The following is a 20,183-nucleotide window of genomic DNA, read 5'->3' on the forward strand; positions in this document are numbered from 1 at the left end:
CACCCTCACGGCGTCTCAGGCCGACCCGGTGCGGACGCCGGGCGGGAGGTTCGGCGGCAGGTCCGACGGCACGACGTAGACGGTCTCGTCCCGGACCACCACCTGGTGGGTGCGCACCGGCAGCTTCGCGGGAGGAGCGTCCACCCGGCCCGTGCGCAGGTCGAAGCGCGACGCGTGCAGGGGGCACTCCACCTCGCACCCTTCCAGCCACCCGTCCGCCAGCGACGCGTCCTGGTGGGTACAGGTGTCGTCCACCGCGTACAGTTCACCGTCCTCGGTGTGGAAGACGGCGATCGGGGGATCTGTCTCGATTCGGAGGGCCTCGCCTCTGGGCAGGGCGGCGAGGGGGCACGCAGGAATCATGCGAAAGTTCCCAGTTTCGTAAGGTGGAACAGGAAGCGCTATGCGCAACAGAGTGAGTGGAGATCGCGCCAAAGTCAAGGGGCGAAAAGGCGTACGGCCCCGCCGCCGGTCGCCGTGAGGGGCGACGGGCAGCGGGGCGTACGCGAAGGTGGGGCGGGAGAGGGGTCAGGCGGCGACGGTCGTGCGGCCGCGCACCTGTAGGACGGTCAGCAGGCCGACGACGACGGTGACGGCGCCGGTGATCCAGGCGGTCCACGCCGAGGCGGAATCGCCGTCGAAGCCGAACGCCCAGGGGGAGACGAACAGCAGGGCGCCGAACGCCGCGGTCACCCAGGAACTGGCGCCGCCCGCGCCCAGGATGGACCACAGGGCGGAGACGACGAGCAGTGCGCCGAGAACGAGCAGCGGCTGCGTGGCCGCCTGGGCGTCGGCCCAGAAGAACGGCGCGAGCACCGCGACCAGCCCGGCGACGAGGGCGACGATGTCGGACAACGATCTCGTGAGATCCATCCGTGCCTCCGTACGGGAGAGGTGACCTATGACCTTGACGGTCTGCCTGATTGACCGGCCGGTCAACAATCCGCTACGTCAGGATTTCCTAACCCTGAGTCACCTTGTCCGGAACGCGGCACGATATCCCGGGCGGTGAACGGCGGCCACGGTGAAGCGGATGGTCAGCGGCCGACCTTCACGGTCTCCTTGTTGTAGTTCTTGCCGTTGCCGTCCGGCTTGTAGTTCTTCTCGACGTTGCCCGCGAGGTCCATGGCGAACCAGTGCACCTCGGTGGTCTTGTCGATCGAGATCTTCGCGGCGCCCTCGCGCATGCCCGAAGAGGTCAGCTTGGGCGAGCTCAGCGTCGGCCGGCTGCCGTCGAGGGTGTAGTAGACGTTCGCCGGCTCGTCCACGTTGAAGGTGAACGTGGTCGAGGTGTCGGTCGTGTCGGTCACCACGAGCGTCGAGTCGGGCCGCTGCTTGTCCTTGTCGTAGGCGCGGGCGACCTCGAGGATGCCGATCTGGCCGTTGGAGAACTCCATCGCCTCCTCGTGGCCCTCCTCGAACGGAGGCTGGAAGCCGACCGCGCGGTACTGCTTGGTCGCCGGGTCGTAGACGTCCGCGCCGACCTCGAAGTCCCAGCCGATGATGCCCTTGTTGTACCAGAACTCGTCGGCGCTGTTACCGGCCGCCGAGTACAGCACGTCGATCACCGGGCCGGTGCGTCCCGGCCAGATGGCGGTGCCGCGCCAGCCCTGGACGGCGGACAGGATGTGGTTGGAGGCGTTCCAGAAGTACTCCTCCGTGCCGAGGTCCGTCCGCGGCAGCGTCTCCCGTCCGGCGGTCTTGTACGCCCCCGGAGGCCACATGAAGTAGCCGCCGTAGGAGTGGGTGTTCATCGCGAACTTGATGTTCGGGAACTTCTCCGTGAGCCACACCTCGTTGCGCGTCTCCGGCTCCGACAGCTCCGACGGTCCGGCGAAGGTGTCGCTGGTGCAGCTGGTCGAGCCGCCGGTGTATCCGTCGCGGACGCTGCCCACCGAGAAGTTGCGGTTGAGGTCGACGCCCCAGGAGTTGCGCCGCCCCGGGTCCGCGGCGTCGGGAGCGCAGTAGTTGACCATGTTCCTGCGCTGCATGTTGTAGTCGTACATCGAGTAGTGGGCGCCGTCGGGGTTGATCGTCGGCACGATGAAGATGTCGAGATCGTCCACCAGCTTCCTGGTGTCCGGGTCCTGCGCGTAGTTGCGCAGCAGCCGCTCGGCGGTCTCCACACAGGTGATCGGGGTCACCCACTCGCGGGCGTGCTCCTGGCAGTAGAGGAACACGCCGGTCTTCGAGCCGTTCCTGCTCTTGCCGATGCGCAGCGCCTTCATCTGGAACGGCTGACGCGAGACGCTCGCCGGCGCCTTCAGGTTGTCGGTCAGCTTGGTCGCCGCGGCCGCCGCCACCACACCGGTGCCCGTGCTGGTCCGGTAGAGGCTCGCCGTCAGCAGCGCAGAAGCCGCGGAGTTGCCGTTCAGCGCGGCGACGACCTGGGAGGCCGTGCTGGTGACCGCGCCGGAGGCGTCCGTGGCCAGGTTGACCACGACGTCCTTGCCGTTGACGGCGACGGAGAGCGGGGCGGAAGCGGTGGCGGGGTTCACCAGCGCGACGCTGACGTCGTTGCCGCCCTCGCTGCCGTACGCCTTGGACGTCACGTAGAACGTGCTCGCCAGCGCGCTCCCCGACCCCGTGCCGAACTGCGCCTGCGCCTGGCGGCGGTAGCCGTTCGTCTTGTACGGGAGGTCGATGATCTCCGAGATCTTCGGGAACTCCTTGGACAGCGACACGATCCGGTTGGTGACCTCGGTGGGGTCCATGTAGTGGTCGACGAAGTCCTGCACGTAGTGCTTGCTCGGCGCCTTGCGCGGCTCGCCCAGCCACTTCGTCACCGGCACGGTGATCGAGCCGCCCCGGTTGCTGGTGATGGTGACCCGGGTGGGGACCGCCGTGATCGGCAGCGGCGAGTTGAACCGGTGGTACATGTACTGCCCGGCGTCGGTGAAGCGGGACATGGTCGCCGTGCCGCCGGAGTCGGGGGCGGTGCCGGGGCCGCTGTCCCAGGTGGCGGTGAGGACGGTCTGGGCGTCCGTCGCGCTCGTCTTCACCTCCACCGACAGGAAACGCTGGTCGTCGAGGCTGGTGAACCACTCGGCGCGCAGCGGGGTCAGCGTGTCGGTCGCCGACGCGTCGGCGGACGCGGCGGCGAGGGCCTGGCGCCGCTCGGCCAGGTTCGCGGCGTAGTCGCTCTGGTCGGAGATGGCGTCGCGGACGTCGAAGCCCTGGTCGCGCAGGCTCTGCGCCTCGTCGGGGCTGAGCACGGCGTGCACCTCGATGCCGCCGTCGACGGGCTTGGTGTACTCGGCCAGGTCGACGCCCAGGGCGACCAGCTTGTCCACGCCCGACTGGTCGGCGACGACGACGCGCATCAGCGCGACGCCGTTCTGCGCGGTGCTGGACGCCCGGTCGGGGGGGACCGGATCGGGGGAGAGATCGGCGAGTGCCGGGAGGGCGTTCAGGGTGATCGCCAGGGGGAGTGCGAGTGCGGCGGCGTAGCGTCGCGCCCTGCGGGGAGAGCTCCTCATCGAGTTTCCTCCATCTGGCGTGCCTTCCGGGGAGGGGGGTCAGCCCGGAGCGGATCACGCGAGGTCGAGGGAAGTCTTTGCCACCTCGAAAAAGTCGTCAAGGCGCACGAACTCCCCAAATACGGGATTTTTCCGCAATGAGATGACTCGGTGCCCAATTGGGTATTTAGCGCCTCTTGTCATGTGGGACCGATATGAGTAGCGGTCCGGGATGGCCGTCCTTCGTCACCGCATCAGCACGAGGCGTACGGCCTCGGCGACGGGCACGCCTCCGCCGATGAGTTCGAGGACGCGATGCCGCGTCTCCGGAGCGTCGATCAGCGCGGCGATCACGGCGGCGACGTCGTCGCGCGGCACCGCTCCGGGGGGAAGCGGCGGGTCGGCCAGCGTCACCAGGCCGGTCCCCGGCCCGTCGGTGAGCCGTCCCGGCCGCAGGATCGTCCAGTCGAGCGGGCGGGCGCGCAGGTCCTCCTCGGCCGCCGTCTTCGCGGTGATGTAGGCCGCCCAGACCTCGTCGCGCCCCGGCGCGGGCGGCGATCCCGCGCCCATCGAGGAGATCTGGATGAAGCGGGACACCCCGGCACGCTCGGCCGCGCCGGCGAGCAGCACCGAGGCCCCCTGGTCCACGGTGAACTTGCGCGCGGCGCCGCTGCCGGGTCCCGCCCCCGCTGCGAAGACGACGGCGCCGGCTCCCAGCAGGATCTCGGTGACCTCCTCCGGCGTGGTCCGCTCCAGGTCGCACAGCACCGCCTCGGCGCCGGCCGCCTCCACGTCCGCGACCTGATCCGGGTTGCGGATCAGCCCCACCGGCGCGTCGCCCCGCCCGCTCAGCAGGCGTGCCAGCCGAAGGGCGACCTTCCCGTGTCCGCCCGCGATCACCACGCGCATGCGCCCACCTCCGCGCCGATCCTGCCACGACCCACCCTGGCGGCCCGGGCAGGCCGCGCCGTCACTTGCCCGTCTTCGCTGGTCATTGGTTACCTGTTGTGATAGTCATGTCACTACAAGTAATCAGCAAAGTGTCTGTGGAGATGTCATGCTCATGGGCGTACTCGCGGTCGCGGCGGCCGTCGGGCTGGTGGCCATGGCGGCCCTTCTGTTCCGCGCGCTGGGCCGGGGCACCGACGATCGCGATCCCGGCGGCGCGTCCGCCGGTCACGCCGGATCGATGCTCTCCTCGCTGTTCCTGCTCGTGTTCGCCATCGCGATCGTCGTGCCGTGGACCTCGGCCGACTCGGCGCGGCAGAACACCTACGCGGAGACCCAGGCTCTCGTGGAGGCCTACTGGGCCGCCGCGCCGCTGCCCGCTCCCGACGCCGCCCAGGTGCGCGAGGGACTGCGCGAGTACGCGAACTACGTCGTCGAGGACGAGTGGCCGCAGATGGCGGCAGGACATCTCGGCACCGAGGGGACGGCGCGGCTGGAGGCGCTGCGCGCCCGCGTGACCGAACTGCCGGTCACGACCGACGAGGCGCGCGACGCCAGGGACGCCGTGCTGGAACGGATGGCGGACCTGTTCGCCGCCCGCCGGCAGCGCGCCGCCGACGCGGGCTCCGTGCCGCCTCCTGGTGTCATGCTGCTGACGGTCCTCACGGGCGTCCTCGTCGTCGTCTTCCCGTTCCTGGCCGGGGCCCGGCCACGGGGGCTCACGCTCGTGCCGGTGATGGCGATGGCGGTCCTGCTCGGCGTCGGCGTCTATCTCGCCTGGAACATCTCCCGCCCCTTCAGCGGTGGCCTGGCGGTCAAGCCCGACGCGTTCGTGAGCGCCCTGCACGAGTTCCAGCGGATCCCCGAGGGCCGCTGAATGGGCAGGACCGCGGGCCCGCGCGTGGCCGTCGCGCTCGTCTGCGCGTGTGCCGCGATGACCTGTGCCGCGCTGATGTGGGCCACGTCGGCGGCCGCGTTTCCCGCGCCGGTGCGGGCGGCCGCCGGCGCGTCCCGCACGGCCGACGATCCGGACGGACCGGGCCTGCGGGTCGGCGTCTGCCTCGACGTGGACGTGATCGTCGACCTGCACGCCGAGGTCGGCATCGGCGGGCCCGGCTGCACGCCGCCGACGCGCGTGCCGCCGCCCCGCCCTCCCCGGAGCCTCCGGCGCCGGCTCCCGAGAAGCCCGCACCGGCGCCCCGGCACTCCCCGCATCGGGTGGTGGCCGCGCCCCGGCCGTCCGCGGGGCCGCCTGTGGCGCGCCGTCCCCCGCCCTCGCGCGACGCCGAGACCCACCCCGTCGCCGTCGAGGTCGCCGGTCGCCCGAGTGCCGGCCATGCGCGCGATCGCGCCCGTACGGCACCGCAACCCTCTGGGGACGCTCACGGTCGTCGTGGTCCTGTCGGTGGCGATCGCCGCCGCCGGTGCCGCCGCCTTCCGCCGGTAGGGGTACACGGGCGGCGGCATCGGAGCGCCGACACGGCTCTCATCGCCGGACCGCGCCGGGAGGGGGATCGACGAGTGCGGCGGCGAACACCCACGGCGAGGTCTGGGCGATGAAGTCGCCGGGGAACCCGAGGGTGAACTCGGTGGCATCCTCCAGGCGCGTGCGCATCTCCGGGGGAAGGGTGAGACCGGCGGCCGCGAGATTGCCCCGGAGCTGACCGGCGGAACGCGCCCCGACGATCGGGTGGACGGCGGGAGAGCGGCTCATCGTCCACGCGATCGCGACCTGTGCCGGAGTCGCGCCGATCTCGTCGGCGGCCTCCTGCACGGCCCGGGCGACGGCGTGGTCGCGGGCCGAGAGCGACTCGGCCTTCAGCCGTCCCGCGGGCACGGCCCCGTCCGGGCGGGTGTACTTGCCGGACAGCACCCCGCCGCCGAGCGGGCTCCACGCCGTGACGCCGAGCCCGAGGGACTCGGCCATGGGCAGCAACTCCCGTTCGACGTCGCGTTGCAGCAGGCTGTACGGCACCTGCAGGCCGATGAAGGGACTCCAGCCGCGCCATTCGGCCAGGGTGTTGGCGCGGGCCACGACCCAGGCGGGGGCGTCGGAGATCCCCACGTACAGCACCTTGCCGGCCTGGACGGCGTCGTCCAGCGCGCGCATGGTCTCCTCGATCGGCGTGTCACGGTCCCACATGTGCACCCAGTAGAGGTCGACGTAGTCCGTGCGCAGCCGGCGCAGGCTGGTCTCCAGGGAGGCCCGGAGGTTCTTTCTGTGGTTCCCCGCGGCGTTCGGGTCGGAGCGGTCGCGGGAGACGGTGTACTTCGTGCCGAGGACGAACGACTCGCGCCGGCCCTCGAGCAGCTCGCCGAGGATCTCCTCGCTGGCTCCGTCGCGGTAGTTGACGGCCGTGTCGATCATGTTGCCGCCGGCCTCGGCGTACAGGTCGAGCATCCGCCGGCACTCCGCGGGCGGCGCGCCGACCCCGCCCTGCTCCCCGAAGGTCATCGCGCCCAGGACCAGTTCGGACACCCGCAGACCGCTCGTGCCCAAGGTGCGGTACCTCATGCCGTGGCCGATCCGCCGAGCATATCGGCGACCACCAGATGGATGGCTGAAAGCGTCATAGGCGCCACCATACATCGTGTATGGACACCATGTCTGTACTGAATGTCCGTACAGCACGTCGGTATCCTGAGGGGCATGCCTTTGAAGCCCGGCGCACAGCACGCCCGTAGATCAGCCGCGGAGCCGGCGTCCACCGGGTTGCGGGAGCGGATCCTGTCCGCGACCCGCGAGCTGCTGCGGGAGCGCCGCTTCGACGCCCTCAGCGTCGCCGACATCCTCACCGCCGCGGAGGTCTCCCGGGCGAGCTTCTACTTCTACTTCCCGAGCAAGCAGGCCGTGCTCGGCGAGCTGGTGCGCGACGCCGTGACCCAGGGACAGCAGGCCGCGCGCCCGTGGGTCGAGGGGCTTCAGATCGACGGGTCGCGGGATCCCGTCGCCGCGCTGCGTGCGGGGGTACGGGACGGCGCCCGGCTGTGGCGCGACAACGCGGGCGTTCTCATGGCGATCGTGGAGAACCAGGGCTCGGACGACGGGCTGCGAGCCCTCTGGCTGGAACAGATGGACCTGTTCACCGACGCCGCCGCGGCCCGTATCGAGTCCGACCCGCAGGCTCGGGGAGCGGCTCGGGGACATGAGCGTGCGCGCCGTCGCCGCGTCGCTGGACCGTGGATGGGCGAACGGCTGTATTACCGTGGCGGCGGCCGGTGTCCCCCCGTTCGACGCACGAGGAGGTTCTCGTCGACGTCCTCACCAACGCCTGGACATCGATCCTCTACGGCCGGCCGGTGGAGTGTCCGAAAGACCCCGCAGACTGATCACCGGCCCTCAGGCACAGCGGAGCCGGCGCCGCGCCCGAGGGCGGCACCGGCTCCGCGCGCTCTCGTTCAGGACCGGTTCGCCCGGGCCACGACCTCCTCGCTCGTCAGGGGGCTGCTCGGGTGGTGGCTCAGGCACATCGGCGTACGGACCTTCGTGAACGCCCCGCCCTCGAACGCCGCGTAGAACTGGCCGGACCGCAGCCGCGACACGTCGGGGACGTCGCCGCCCTTGGCCCTGGCCAGCTCCCGCGCCGCCGTGATCTGAGCCGGCGCGTTGAGCAGGCCGAAGAACTGGGTGGCGGCGTTGCCCGTGATCCGGTTGTGCAGGCCCTTCGGCGCCTGGGTGGCGAACACCAGCCCGAGGCCGTACTTGCGGGCCTGGGCGGCGAGGGCGAGCGTGCTCTGGGTGCACACGGTCGCCGTCCCCGACGGCGCGAACGTCTGGGCCTCGTCCATGACGAACAGCCCGCCGAGCGGCCGGTCTCCGGCGGGATGCCGCTTGATCCAGGAGAACAGCGCCATCTGGAGCTGGTTGACGAAGCCCTGCCGCTGCGCGTCGGAGGCCATGCCGGTGAGGCTGATCACCGACACGCGGGCCCGCTTCCCCTCCGGCGGCGTCAGCAGGACGCCCGGATCGACGGGCGTCCCGGTCCCCGCGAACAGGGGATCGCTGATCGTCTCCGCCCTCAGGTGCTGGGCCATCTCGGTGGCGAGCCTGGCCGCGCCCTCCAGACTGCTCACGCCGTCCGGCAGGTCGTCGAGCAGGGCGATCAGGCCGCCCAGCCCCGTGCCGCCGCGCCGTCCGTAGTGGGCGACGGCCTCGCGCAGCACCGCCTGCCCGAGATGCGCCCTGGCCGTCTTGGTCTCCAGCTTCGCCCGGGGCACGAGCGCGGCGAGGGCGGCGTCCACCGCCTCGCCGAACTCGTCCGGGTCGTCGGCGACGCTGCCGAAGTCGGGCAGCGGCTGGAAGCTCAGCGGGCGTCCCGACTCCTTGCGTGGTGTCCAGACGACCACGTCGGTGTTCGCCAGGTAGTCGTCGGCCCTGACCGCGTCGCCCTCGCCCCACTCCGCGGGTGGCTCCGGCCACCGGTCGCCGAGCCGCGCGAGGTCGTTGTTGGCGTCGAGGACGATCGCCGAGACCCCCTGAAGGGCGCACTCCTCCACGAGACGGCGGATCAGCACCGTCTTGCCTGAGCCGGAGCCGGCGAAGATCGCGGTGTGCTTGCGCAGGGTCTCCAGCGGGATCCGTACCGGCCGGTCGTCCGAGGTCGCCGCCCCGATCGTCAGGTACGGAGCCGCCGGGGCCTCGTCCGAAGGGGCCTCGTCCGACGGGTGCGGCCTGCGCGGCTGAGGAACGGCTGGCGTCTCCGTCGCCGACCCCTCCGCAGACCGCGCCTCGACCGGCATCTCCACGGCCGCAGACGCCTCGGGGGAGGGCGGCGGTGGCCAGACCTGCAGATCGGGAACGGCCGGGCCGAGACCCAGGCCGCCGGGGAACGCGACGTCCGTACCGGCCGGTTCCGGCACACCGCCGGAGGCCGGCGAAGGCGCGGTCTCGGAGGCCGGTGGCGGCGCAGTGTCGGTGCCGGAGGCCGGGGAAGGCGTGTCAACGGGGGCCGGGGACGGCGCGCCGGCCACCGGGAGCGGCGCGAGCCGCGGCACGACCTCCCGTTGGAGCAGGTGCCGGTCGGGATTGGCAGTGCGCCGGGGGCGGTCCGGCGACCGGGTCGCCTTGGAGGACCTCCCGCTCCCGGCATCGGACACGCGTGGAACGGCCGCGTCGCTCAGCGCCTCGGCGAACAGCTTCACCTCGCTCGTCGGCTTGCGGGAGACGAGCCATGCCTGGAGGTCCGCCGGGTTTTCGACCAGCAGGGTGCGAAGCGCCGAGAAGATCCTCAGGTCGTCCTCCTCGACCTGGAGGACACGGCCGCCCGCCTGCTCGAAGGCGGCCAGGGTCTCCTGGGTGACCGGTCCCTTGGCCCAGCTCTGGTTCCTGAGCACGAACAGCTTGCGCGCGGGTATCCGCTCGTCGAGCCCGGCCGCCGTGGACGCGGCCTTCAGCCGGTTGAGCGCGGCGATGTGATGGGACGCGGAGATGGCCCGGAAGCACCAGTGGGCCTCGTTCTCTGTCGCCTCGTCCAGGGTCCGCCGCAGGCGGGCGTGCAGGGGCGGCTTCGTGCTCGGGGGCGGGTCCTGGGTGAACAGGCGCCCGTCCTCGCCCTGCTCGGCGATCCAGGCGGACAGCCCGGCCGACAGCAGTCCCGGCATCACGGCGTCCTCCGTGATCGGGTCCAGCGCCTCTACCACGTCCGCCCGCTGCCGCAACTCCGCGAACCGCCTGTCGAGCGCGCCGAAGTCGGGTTCCTGCTTCGGCGGCGGCAGGACGGGAACGACCTTGCGTGATTCGGAGCCGGTCAGCCGTTCCAGCTCCGTGACCTGCCCGCTCGCCAGGCACGACCGCACATGCGTGTCGATCCGGATGAGCAACTGGCGAGGCGTGTACTGGTATGCCTCCTCGAACGCCTCCGGCTTCACCGGCCACGTCGGATACGGCGGCGTGAACCCCACCGCCCCGTACTGCGCACTGAACCGCTTCTCGATCAAAGCCATGGCGGTTCCCGCGTCCGGGATCGTCCCCAGCGGCAGGGGCGTCCGGAAGCGGTCCTGGACGGTGTCCGTGGCATGCTTTTCGATCAGCGTCCATGTGACGGGGATGCAGGACAGCACCGTCAGCGTGCGGCGGGTGACCTCGCGAAGGGTCATCAGCCCGCCCGCGACGCGTTCGATCACCCTCCGGTGCTCCGGATCCTCCAGCGATCCACCCCCGGTGCGGGTCGCGGACTGGGCGATCAGCGTGTCGACCTGGTCCACGGCGATGACGGAGGGACCGGTCAGCGCGAGAAGCCTGGACAGGTCGTGGACGATCTCCTGCGGTGTCTTCTCGACGGTCCGGAACCCCCATTCCGCGCGCTCGCCGGGCTCTCCCTGCGGCGCCGAGATGAGGTAGGCGTCACCGATGTCCTGCGCCGCCAGGTCGTGCGAGGCCCGCAGCGTGAGGGCCCGTGCGGTGTCCTGCACGTCCCGGCCGACGTGCGGGTCGTACCGGCGCAGGGCGTCGATGAAGGCATCCAGGTCGGCACGGGACAGGGGGACGTCGCCGATGATGGGGCCCCGAGCCGGCTGCGGCACCTCGGCGAGCACGCAGAGGCGCCACAGGAGTTCCCTCAGCTGACTGCCGTCTCCGGCCATCGGCCGGGAGAGGCTGTCGAGCATGGAGAGCAGCACGCTCTCCCAGAAGTCCTTCGCGTCGAGCAGGCTGACGAGGAAGAAGTAGGCGTCCTCTTCGTGCACCTTCTCGCGTACCCAGCCGAGCAGGTGCGTCTTGCCCGTTCCCCGCTGGCCCTGAATCGCGACGCCGATGGGGCTCGCGGCGACGCTCTCCTCCGCCTCCAGCAGGCCGTCGAGGATGACCTGCGCGGCGTCCCGGTGCATCCCCTCGACATGGAACGGCAACGGGCGCCACACGTCGTCGGCGACCCGCGTGTAGTTGAACCGCAGGGCCCGGAGGGCGTCGAGTTCGTCGCTCGTCATCATGCTCCGATCAGGATGAGGTGCTTGGCCTGGTCCCCGATCACGACAGCCGCGCCCCTGTCCTCGTCGGTGAGCATCTTCTGGTTGGACTCGGGCACCAGGCGCACGTCCGGCAGGCCGATCATGTGACGAAGGACGGCGTCGACCTCGGCCCTGGGGGCGTCGCCGAGCAGCGGACGCAGCCGGGTCAGGCTGACCCAGGCGTTCGGCTTGTCGGCGAGCTGCGCGTACGCCTTGCGGATCATCGTCTCGACGTCGTCGGACGGGCGCGCGGACCCCCTCGCAACCGACGTCTCCGGGATCGCGATCGGTGCCGCCGCCACCTCAGCGGCGGACGGCCGGTCAAGCGGTGCCTCGGTGGTCGCCGGGGGGAGGTCCTCCTCCCGCCCGAAGATCTCGGCGAGGCTGTTCTCGCTCCGGGCGACGTGCCGCTGGAGGTTGCCGACGAGGGCCTTGACCGCCGCCGCGGCGAAACCGGTGCCCGGCGCGCTGATGCCGTCGCGGACGAGCTCCGACGCGTGGTGCCAGCCCTTGTCGGTCAGCACGTGGCTGAAAGAGCGTCCCGTTCTCCGGCTGGTGACGAACTTGCCCTCGTTGAGGGTGGTCCGCTCCTTGCCCGTGATGGTGACGCCGTACTTTTCCTTGAGCTCGGGATTGGACATCTCCCGGTCCTCCGCCATCAGGATCAGGAGGGCGCAGGTCGCGGAGAAGGACAAGGGTTTGTCAGGCATGGAGTGACCCTTCGAGCGTTCCATGACGGCACTGGTGGAGGAAGCGCTCCAACTCGGCGAGCACGGTGCCGAGGCGTTCCAGCACCTGCTCGTTCGTGAAGCGGCGGACGGCGTAGCCGTCCCGGCGGAGGCGCAGGTCGCGCTGTCTGTCCGCGGCGAGGCGGAGCGGCCTGAGATGCTCGGGCCCGTCGATCTCGATCACGCATCGCTCGGCGCGCCAGAGCAGGTCGACGCGGATCGGGTTGCTGAGCGGCCCCGAGGCGTGAAGCTGGTTCCACTCGCGGCCCGTCGCCCAGGCGCACGGCGACAGGGCCGCCTCCAATCGTCGCTCGGCGGCGCTGGCCGGGTGCGGCACTCCGGCGAGAGGCGGAAAGGCGAGCGCCGGCAGCGGGACTTCCTCGGTGCCGCCGGGCTCGATGTCGCGGACGAGCGCCGCCACCTCGTCGGGGATCGGGGCGGCCACGGTCTCGATCCGGTCGACGAAGCGCGGCGGCGGCCCGGTGAGCCAGACGCCGAACCCGCCGTGGTGGGCCAGCCATTCGCACGCCGCGACCAGCACCTCCTCTGCGGACGGGCCGAGCTCGTACGGCATCCGCACGAGGATCGCGGCCTCCGGCCGCCGGTAGCCCGCGCGGAGCACCCGGGCCAGCCCGGCGGCACGGATCTCGGGCGGGAAGGTTCCCCGGGCCTCACCCCGCAGAGCGCGTTCCGCCAGATGCGCGAGGAAGGGCGCGAAGTGCCTGGTGGCGGAGCCGGTACGCAGGGCGAGGGCACGAACGGCGGGGACGGCCGCGCCGCCGGATCCGGTGATGCCGTCCGCCTCGGGCAGCCAGGCGGGGAACATCGCCAGCGCGGCGGCCTCCAGTTCCCGCAGCACGTCGGCGACCACGTCCGCGGGGGTCCCGGCCGGGCGGGGGACGTAGGTGACCAGCGCAGGCGCGTCATCGGGCAGGGGCTCGAGCGCCAGCGCGACGGCATCCGGGTCGCCGTGCAGGTGCACGTCCCTGCCAGCGTGCAGGTGCACGACCCGGCCCGTGGGAAGCTCCCGCCACGAGCGTGCCACGCCGTTCCCGCCTGTCGTTGAAGATCCAACAATCTCGACCCGGCAGAGGGTATCGGGCAGTGGCAGGACCGTGCACGAAATCCGGAATTTCCGGTTCGTAGCCTACGGTCGGTCGCCGATCTCGTCGGTCCAGCCCGAGGCTTCGTACACGGTCTTCTCGCCCCTGCGCGCGCCTGGGTAGACGGTGCGCCCGGCGCGCCTTTCCTCTCTGTCCGGGCCGTTGTACTCCTCCGCGAGCAGGCGCGCCCCCGACTCGTCGACGACCAGGCGGTTCGCACCGTCGGCGGAGACGACCGCGGCGCCGGGACGGCCGATCGGGTCGACGACGCCGCGCTCCAGCCTGAGGCCCGGCTGGCCGGCGAGGATCCGCAGCATCGCGGCCCGGGTGGCCGGAGTGGTCGGGGAAGAGAGCACCAATCGTGTCATCCGGAACGTGAAGTCCGCGTACGGCTCGTCGCGCCGGTGGGCCTCGAGCCAGCGGTGCAGGCCCTCGACATCCCGGGGCAGCCGCCAAAGGTCGTCCTGGGACAGGTCCTCGCCGCCGATGCCGAACAGCAGCTTCATCGTGAAGTCCTGCGTCCTGGGCGTGGGCTTCGCCGTCCGGGCGCCCTCGCCCGCGACGACCTCGATGTCCGGGCCGGTCGTCATGCGGCCCCGGCCGGTGGCGCCGTCGTACCAGGTCTCGGTGGTGGAGACGAGGATCCGGCCGACGGCCGCGGCTGGTAGGTCCGTTGCCGGCTGTACCAGAAGCGGCCCGCCTTCCCGTCCGCACGGGCGGCGTTGTCCGCGCCCGCCAGGAGGAACGACCGCGCGTCGAGCGTCACGAGGGGCGTCGCGCGGCTCGGCGGCGCGGAGGCGACGCGGCTCCCCGCCGGCTCCTCCGCCTTGTGGGACACCGCGACACCGGCCACGACGGCCGGGACCGCCACCACGGCGAACCCGGCCGCCGCCGCACCCGCGAGCACCAGCCGGGCCCGTACGGACGAGGGCCGGCGGGCGGGAAGGTCGGCGAAGATCCGGGCGAGGTCGGCCTCGCGGCGGCGGTGGTAGGTCTCGTCGAGAAGGTCGTCGGGCCGCAGGGCACGGATCAGTTCGTCGGTGTTCATCGCATCTGCTCCTGGAGGATCGCCTGAGGGGGATTGAGCATGTCCGCCAGACGCCGGCGGGCGCGGTGGAGACGGACGGCGAACGTGCGCGCCGAGCATCCGACGACCTTCGCCGCCTCGGGGGGGCCGAGGCCGTACCAGCTCGTGAGGATCAGGGCCTCCGCGTCGGCACCGGAAAGGCGGGTGAGGGCGTCGAGCGCCGCCTGCCGTTCGCTGATCTGGTCGGCCACGTCCCCTTCCGGAGACAGCGTGGTCAGCCGCAGCCGCCGCATGTCGAGGTGGCGTTGCTTGCGCAGCAGGTTGCGGGCGACGGCGAGGAGCCACGGCAGGGGGTGCTCCGGCACCTGGGCGAACCGTCGCCAGGCGATCAGGAACGTCTCGCTCGCGATGTCCTCGGCCGACTGCCGTTCGGCGCGGAGCAGCGCGTACCCGAGCACGTTCCGGTAATGCCGGTCGTACAGCTCGGTGAAGCGTTCTTCGGGGTCATCCATATTCAGTAGTTCCACTTCGGAGCCCCCGATTACAGGGCCCCGCCGGAAATCTCGCGGACTACGCCGTCTCGGATCTGATCAGGCGGAGGAACGCCTTGATGCCCGAGAGGACCTCCTGGTTGTCGGTGAGGCGGCTGAGGGAGTCCTCGAATTTCCTGCCCATCGCGTCGAACCGGCGGTCGAGGTCGTCCGCACGCGCCGTGGCCGCGTGGAACCCGGCGCGCGTCTCCGAGGTGAGGGCGTCGAGGCGCTCGGCCAGTTCGGCGGCTTTGGCCTCGGACTCCTCGGCCTGACCCTCCAGGGTTTTGACCCGCTCGACGAGCGTGACGACGTCCTCGCGCGGATACCGGACCTCCTCCAGCATCGTGGTCATGCGGTTGCGCAGGTGGGAGAACCAGGCTCCGGCGGGCCTGAAGAACGTGGCGATCAGGTAGAAGACGGCGAAGTAGTAGCCGACGGTCTCGCCGGAGAAGTAGGTGACGACCGCGAGCAGGGCGGCCGACAGCAGGTGGGCGGCGACGGCCGCCCCGCGCATGCGCACCGCGATGCGGCGGGCCTCCGCCTCGCGCTCGGGCGAGACCTCCACCCCGCGCTCGCGGCTGATCCGTATCTCGTGGATCAGGGCGTGAGCCTGGAAGTACAGGTTCCACGGCACCGTCAGGAGCACGATCAGCCAGAGCAGGCACAGCGCTCCGAAGCCCAGCGAGACGACCACCGGCAGCGGCACGTCCACCACGTAGACCAGGACGATCCCCGCGATCGTGGACACGATCGCGAGAAAGACGATCCCGCTTCTGCTCACGGCCATCCTTTCCGCCGGCTGTTCGGACACGTCAGTGTCGCCGCCGGACCGGCGCGCGGGCATGAGCGGGATCACCCGGATCGACTGAGTACGACCGCTCAGGAAGAAGGGGGTGGCCCGGGACGCGGACCACCCCCCGCTCACTACTTGAAGACGGGAACCCCGTCGCGGACGAGCTTCCAGTTCGCCTCGGCGAACGTCGCCGGGTCGATGGTGCCGGTCGCGGCGGCGTACTCGATCAGCGCCTGGCGGATCTCCACCTGGGCGTTGTAGACCACCGGGGCGGTCGAGACGTGCGGGAAGCCGCCGCCGCCCGACTGGCGGTAGTTGTTGATGGCCACGACGAACTGCTGGTCGGCGGTGACGGGCTTGCCCTGGTAGGACAGGCCGACGATGCGCTGGCCGACGGGCTTGGAGATGTCGATGTCGTACGTCACGCCGGAGAGCTGGTCGTAGTTGTAGTCGGGCGTGCCGCCGGCGTTGGTGAGCGTGGCGAGGTCGATCGGCGCGCCCGGGGCGACCTGGGCGAAGTACTTCGCCGAATACTCCAGGAAGTCCTTGATCTGGGCGCCGTTCAGCTTGATGCCGAGCAGCGTGTTGTCGTAGACGTACAGCCCGGCCATGTCGCGGACGCTGACCGGCCCGGCCGGGAACACGGCGGTGCGGCTGAACGGCGCGGCGATCGACAGCACGGGCAGCGAGGCGTCGGCGGTGCCGGCGATGGCCTTGCTGACGAGGTCGGTCTGGACCTTCTGGATGTAGTCGAGGATCGGCGTGTCCTTGTACGGCGACTCGGCCGCCGACAGCTCCTGGGTGGACTGCGCGATGACCTTGTTGACGTAGCCGACGGTCTTGTCGTGCTGCTCCTTCATGAGCGCGACGATCTTCGGGTCCTCGGCCACCGTGTTGGTGTTGAGCGTGGTGGACGACTTGCCGGTCACCGTCCACTTCCCGCGCTCCTTGGCGAGCGTGAAGTCGACGACGCTGAGGCGCTGGCCCCACTTGCTGGGCTCGGTCAGCAGCACCTGCTGCCCGGTGACCTTGTTGGTGACGAAGCGCTGCGGCACGTCGTTGTGCGCGTGGCCGAACAGGACGGCGTCGACGCCGGGCACCTGCTCGGCGACCATGGCGGCGGCGTTCTCCACCGGCAGGTCGGAGCCGTACGACGACAGGCCGTTGTCCCCGGCGTGGGCGGTGACCATGACCACGTCGGCGCCGAGGCCGCGGATGACCGGCACCCACTTCTTGGCGGTCTCGACGAGGTCGAGGAACCTCAGCTTGCCGTCGACGTTCGCCTTGTCCCAGATGGCGACGCCGGGGTTGGTGAGGCCGAGCACGCCCACCTTGATCGGCTTTTCGCCCTTCACCTTCATGGTCTTGATGACGAACGGCTGGTAGGCCGGCAGGCCGGTCTTCGCGGAGACGGCGTTCGCGCCGAGGACCGGTGCCTTCATCTGCTTGACCCACGCGCCGAGCAGCGGCAGGCCGTAGTTGAACTCGTGGTTGCCCAGCGTCACGGCGTCGTACCCGATGGCGTTCATGGCCTTCGCCATGGGGTGGACCTCGCCCGTCGAGGTGATCGGCTCGACCTTGGCGTAGTAGTAGTCCAGCGGCGTGCCCTGGAGGGTGTCACCGGAGTCGAACAGCAGGGTGTGGTCGGCGCCGCGGTCGGCCCTGATCTTCGACACCATCGTCGAGATCTTGGCCAGGCCCACGTCGTTGTGCGCGCTGTCGTCGTACTCCGCGTTCTTGTAGTAGTCCCAGTTGAGCGCGTTTCCGTGGATGTCGGAGCTGGCCATGACGGTGATCTTGACCGTGTGGCTCGGGGCCGCGGTGGCGGGGGTGCCGGGCAGGAGGAGACCGAGGGCCACGACGCCGGCGCCCGCGGTCAACCTGATCGCTGAACTCATGCTGCGTGACGATAGTGATTGCCAATTACCAAGTGGTCACGAAGTCCTTAACCGGACATGTCGCTACAAGGTGACACGCTTGTCACCCACGGGGGAGTCGCGCCGTGGGTAGGACGAGTGGGATGGCGGACAAACTCGAGACCTACCGGGCCAAGCGCGACGCGACGCGCACCAGCGAGCCGATCCCCGCCGAAGGGCCGCTGCCGCGGGGTGAGGACGACACGTTCGTCATCCAGGAGCACCACGCCCGGTCCCTGCACTGGGACCTGCGCCTGGAGCGGGGCGGGGTGCTGGTCTCCTGGGCGATCCCCAAAGGCCTGCCGCCCGACCCCGCGACCAACCACCTCGCCGTCCACACCGAGGACCACCCCATGGAGTACGCCCGGTTCGAGGGCGAGATCCCCAAGGGCGAGTACGGCGGCGGCACGATGACGATCTGGGACCGCGGCCACTACGCGACCGAGAAGTGGAGCGACCGCGAGGTGAAGATCGTGCTGAGCGGCTCCCGGGTCGCCGGCCGCTACGTGCTGTTCCAGACCCGCGGCCGCAACTGGATGATCCACCGGATGGACCCGCCCAGTGGGCAGTGGGAGCCCCCGCCCGCCTCGCTCGCGCCGATGACGCCGGTGACCCGCGCCCGCGTGCCGCGCGACCCCGAGGCGTACGCCTGGGAGTTCTGGTGGGGCGGGGGCGCGGGCGCTCGCGTACGTGGAGGGGGGCAGGCTCACCCTGCGCGACGCGGGCGGCGCGGACGTCACCGGGGAGCACCGCTGGTTGCGCCCGCTGGCCGAGTCGTTCGGCAGCAGGGCGGTCGTGCTCGACGGCGAGGTCGTCACGTTCGCGGGCACCGCCGTCTACGTCGCCTACGACCTGCTGTACGACGACGGCCGGTCGTTGCTGGACGAGCCGTTCGAGCGCCGCCGTACGGGCCTGGAGGACCTGGCGGTGAACGGGCCGCGCTGGCAGACGGCGCCGTCCTGGCCCGGCGAGGTGGACGCGGTGCGGCGAACGGCGGCCGAGCAGGGCCTACCCGGCGTGGTGGGCAAGCGCCTCGACTCCGCGTACGCGCCGGGGGAGGAGTCCGCCGCCTGGGTGCGGCTGCCCGGGAAGGCAACAGGGTAAGGCCGCAGGGTAAGGCCGGTGGCGGGGGGTAGGGAGAACGAGGGGGAGGTGTCGAGATGTCCGAGCAGCACCACCCGGTCACCGGCGAGCACAAGTACGAGCAGGAGATCGCCTCCGCGGAGGAGCACGAGGAGCGCCCGGGACGCAGCCTGATCACGACCGACCACGAGGTGATCAGGCGGTGGGCCGAGGAGCGGGACGCCAGACCCGCCACCGTCCCCGGCACCGAGCACGAGGGCCGTCCTGGCGTCCTCCGGTTCGACTTCCAGGGCTACGGCGGCGAAGACCTGCAGGAGATCTCCTGGGACGAGTGGTTCACGACGTTCGAGGAGCGCAAGCTCAACTTCATCTACCAGGAGCACCGCAAGGACGGCAGCCCGAGCAACTTCTTCCGGCTGGAGAACCCCGAGCGCGAGGACGCCTGAGCCCTTTCGCCTAGGCTTTCTCGCCGTCCCGGGTTCTCTCGCCGTCCGGTGCGGCGGCGCTCACCGACCGGAGCAGACCGAGTTCGGCGGCGTAGTCCTCCAGCTTGGTTCGCAGCTGGCGGCGTCCCCGGTGCAGCCGCGACATGACCGTGCCGATGGGGACGTCCATGATCTGCGCGATCTCCTTGTAGGCGAAGCCCTCCACGTCGGCGAGGTAGACCGCCAGCCGGAAGTCCTCGGGCAGCTCCTGCAGCGCCTGCTTCACCCGGGAGTCGGGCAGCCCCTCCAGTGCCTCCACCTCGGCCGACTTGAGCCCTGACGAGGTGTGCGAGGCCGCCTCGGCGAGCTGCCAGTCCTCCACGTCCTCGGTCGCGGACCGCTGCGGCTGCCGCTGCTGCCTGCGGTAGGTGTTGATGTAGGTGTTGGTCAGGATGCGGTACAGCCAGGCCCGCAGGTTCGTGCCCTCGCGGAACTGGTGGAAGTTGCTGAAGGCCCGCATGTAGACGTCCTGCACCAGGTCTTCGGCGTCGGCGGGGTTGCGGGCGAGCCGTAGGGCGCCGGCGTAGATCTGGTCGATGTACGGCAGCGCGTCCCGCTCGAACCGCAGCCGCCGTCGTTCGACCGCCGTGTCGTCGACGATCGTCATATCCCCACCTCCTTGAGAGCCTGCCTCTATCAGTTACGACCGCTTTGTCCGGTCCGGTCGCACGGTCCGCCTACCCCTCGTCTCCCTTTCAACACGGCTCGCGCTTCTGTTTTCGGCTACCGTGCCCGTTCCCGCGACCTGACCGAATGTCCGAGCCACCCGGGGGTACGCGAAGACGGAGAGGCAGCAGCCCGAGGAGGATGCCATGCCCAAGGACAACGCGGGGCCGGAGCACCTGATCCCTGACCGGCTGCCGCCGCTGGCGCAGTCACCCGACGTGGAGCCCTGTTCGGACCTGGACGGCGGCGCGTCGGGCGACTGGCACGCCCCCGGCGCCGACTCGCCCGACGACGTCGAGGAACCCGCCGACGAATGATCCGTACCGGCCGGGGGGCGGCGTTCAGGCGGCGTCGCGGCGACCGGCCGGCGGGACCGTTCCGCCGGGGGCAGGGCCACCGGCGGGGCCACCGGGGGCGGGGCCGCCCGAAGAGGGTCCGCCGGGTGCGGGGCCTCCGGGGGCGCGGGTGCCGCACACGCTGGTGCTCGCGGCCTGCGAC

The 20,183-nt window shown here is 71.1% G+C and carries 20 protein-coding genes and 1 pseudogene; 7 read left to right on the forward strand and 14 right to left on the reverse strand.

Annotated elements, in window-relative coordinates:
• Positions 1-15 precede the first annotated feature (15 nt).
• From B1L11_RS20295 to B1L11_RS20310, 4 genes are all read right to left on the reverse strand, one after another.
• Entirely contained in the window at positions 16-363 is a 348-nt protein-coding gene (locus tag B1L11_RS20295; protein WP_079315939.1) for a bifunctional 3-phenylpropionate/cinnamic acid dioxygenase ferredoxin subunit, read from the reverse strand.
• Between the two features lie 165 nt (positions 364-528).
• Positions 529-873, reverse strand: a complete 345-nt coding sequence (locus B1L11_RS20300; RefSeq protein WP_079315940.1) for an SPW repeat protein — start codon at positions 871-873, stop codon at positions 529-531.
• 164 nt (positions 874-1,037) lie between these two features.
• Positions 1,038-3,479 (reverse strand): M14 family zinc carboxypeptidase, encoded by a 2,442-nt coding sequence (locus tag B1L11_RS20305; protein ID WP_079315941.1) that lies wholly within the window; start codon positions 3,477-3,479, stop codon positions 1,038-1,040.
• A 225-nt stretch (positions 3,480-3,704) separates the two neighbouring features.
• Complete coding sequence (locus B1L11_RS20310; protein ID WP_079315942.1) at positions 3,705-4,367, reverse strand: SDR family oxidoreductase; 663 nt, start codon at positions 4,365-4,367, stop codon at positions 3,705-3,707.
• A gap of 148 nt (positions 4,368-4,515) precedes the next feature.
• Here B1L11_RS20310 and B1L11_RS20315 point away from each other — a divergent pair, with 148 nt between their 5' ends.
• Positions 4,516-5,283 carry a DUF4239 domain-containing protein gene (locus B1L11_RS20315; protein WP_079315943.1) on the forward strand — a complete coding sequence of 256 codons (768 nt, stop codon included), beginning with the start codon at positions 4,516-4,518 and terminating at the stop codon, positions 5,281-5,283.
• Positions 5,284-5,853: a hypothetical protein gene (locus B1L11_RS20320; protein WP_079315944.1), complete on the forward strand. Its 570-nt coding sequence runs from the start codon at positions 5,284-5,286 to the stop codon at positions 5,851-5,853.
• A gap of 39 nt (positions 5,854-5,892) precedes the next feature.
• Here the strand turns inward: B1L11_RS20320 and B1L11_RS20325 are convergent, their stop codons facing one another.
• Positions 5,893-6,921, reverse strand: coding sequence for an aldo/keto reductase (locus tag B1L11_RS20325; RefSeq protein WP_079315945.1), 1,029 nt, complete (start codon positions 6,919-6,921; stop codon positions 5,893-5,895).
• Between the two features lie 135 nt (positions 6,922-7,056).
• Between B1L11_RS20325 and B1L11_RS20330 the strand changes: the two genes are divergently transcribed.
• Positions 7,057-7,923: a TetR/AcrR family transcriptional regulator gene (locus tag B1L11_RS20330; RefSeq protein WP_218671211.1), complete on the forward strand. Its 867-nt coding sequence runs from the start codon at positions 7,057-7,059 to the stop codon at positions 7,921-7,923.
• Here the strand turns inward: B1L11_RS20330 and B1L11_RS51430 are convergent.
• The 8 genes from B1L11_RS51430 to B1L11_RS20370 form a co-directional block, all read right to left on the reverse strand.
• Positions 7,806-11,333: a helicase HerA domain-containing protein gene (locus tag B1L11_RS51430; protein WP_256862731.1), complete on the reverse strand. Its 3,528-nt coding sequence runs from the start codon at positions 11,331-11,333 to the stop codon at positions 7,806-7,808. The two genes, B1L11_RS20330 and B1L11_RS51430, sit on opposite strands and share 118 nt — an antisense overlap.
• The gene (locus B1L11_RS20340) at positions 11,330-12,061 is read right to left on the reverse strand and encodes a hypothetical protein (RefSeq protein ID WP_143737409.1); all 732 of its coding nucleotides are present in this window, start codon (positions 12,059-12,061) and stop codon (positions 11,330-11,332) included. Before B1L11_RS20340 ends, B1L11_RS51430 begins: the two co-directional genes overlap by 4 nt.
• A complete protein-coding gene (locus B1L11_RS20345) occupies positions 12,054-13,124 on the reverse strand; it encodes a DUF559 domain-containing protein (RefSeq protein WP_079315947.1) in 1,071 nt (356 codons plus the stop codon). Before B1L11_RS20345 ends, B1L11_RS20340 begins: the two co-directional genes overlap by 8 nt.
• A 102-nt stretch (positions 13,125-13,226) precedes the next feature.
• Complete coding sequence (locus tag B1L11_RS20350) at positions 13,227-13,772, reverse strand: hypothetical protein (protein WP_079315948.1); 546 nt, start codon at positions 13,770-13,772, stop codon at positions 13,227-13,229.
• Positions 13,769-14,230 carry a hypothetical protein gene (locus B1L11_RS20355; protein ID WP_079315949.1) on the reverse strand — a complete coding sequence of 154 codons (462 nt, stop codon included), beginning with the start codon at positions 14,228-14,230 and terminating at the stop codon, positions 13,769-13,771. The genes B1L11_RS20350 and B1L11_RS20355 overlap by 4 nt, the downstream gene beginning before the upstream one ends.
• Positions 14,227-14,721, reverse strand: a complete 495-nt coding sequence (locus tag B1L11_RS20360) for an RNA polymerase sigma factor (protein ID WP_143737410.1) — start codon at positions 14,719-14,721, stop codon at positions 14,227-14,229. Before B1L11_RS20360 ends, B1L11_RS20355 begins: the two co-directional genes overlap by 4 nt.
• 58 nt (positions 14,722-14,779) lie before the next feature.
• Positions 14,780-15,523 carry a hypothetical protein gene (locus B1L11_RS20365; protein ID WP_218671212.1) on the reverse strand — a complete coding sequence of 248 codons (744 nt, stop codon included), beginning with the start codon at positions 15,521-15,523 and terminating at the stop codon, positions 14,780-14,782.
• A 143-nt stretch (positions 15,524-15,666) separates the two neighbouring features.
• A complete protein-coding gene (locus B1L11_RS20370) occupies positions 15,667-17,433 on the reverse strand; it encodes a 5'-nucleotidase C-terminal domain-containing protein (protein ID WP_079315950.1) in 1,767 nt (588 codons plus the stop codon).
• Positions 17,434-17,555: 122 nt separating this feature from the next.
• Here B1L11_RS20370 and B1L11_RS51435 point away from each other — a divergent pair.
• The 3 genes and pseudogenes from B1L11_RS51435 to B1L11_RS20380 form a co-directional block, all read left to right on the forward strand.
• A pseudogene (locus B1L11_RS51435) lies at positions 17,556-17,945 on the forward strand (DNA polymerase ligase N-terminal domain-containing protein); the annotation flags it as partial.
• Between the two features lie 196 nt (positions 17,946-18,141).
• On the forward strand, positions 18,142-18,555 hold the full coding sequence (locus B1L11_RS51440; RefSeq protein WP_256862732.1) for a hypothetical protein: 414 nt from the start codon (positions 18,142-18,144) through the stop codon (positions 18,553-18,555).
• A 56-nt stretch (positions 18,556-18,611) separates the two neighbouring features.
• Positions 18,612-18,980: a hypothetical protein gene (locus B1L11_RS20380; RefSeq protein WP_079315951.1), complete on the forward strand. Its 369-nt coding sequence runs from the start codon at positions 18,612-18,614 to the stop codon at positions 18,978-18,980.
• A gap of 10 nt (positions 18,981-18,990) precedes the next feature.
• Here the strand turns inward: B1L11_RS20380 and B1L11_RS20385 are convergent, their stop codons facing one another.
• Positions 18,991-19,626, reverse strand: coding sequence for a sigma-70 family RNA polymerase sigma factor (locus B1L11_RS20385; RefSeq protein WP_079315952.1), 636 nt, complete (start codon positions 19,624-19,626; stop codon positions 18,991-18,993).
• Between the two features lie 205 nt (positions 19,627-19,831).
• Between B1L11_RS20385 and B1L11_RS46980 the strand changes: the two genes are divergently transcribed.
• Positions 19,832-20,002 (forward strand): hypothetical protein, encoded by a 171-nt coding sequence (locus B1L11_RS46980; RefSeq protein WP_179155243.1) that lies wholly within the window; start codon positions 19,832-19,834, stop codon positions 20,000-20,002.
• The last annotated feature ends 181 nt before the right edge of the window (positions 20,003-20,183 follow it).

The organism is Microbispora sp. GKU 823, assembly GCF_002027145.1.
GTDB lineage: Bacteria > Actinomycetota > Actinomycetes > Streptosporangiales > Streptosporangiaceae > Microbispora > Microbispora siamensis.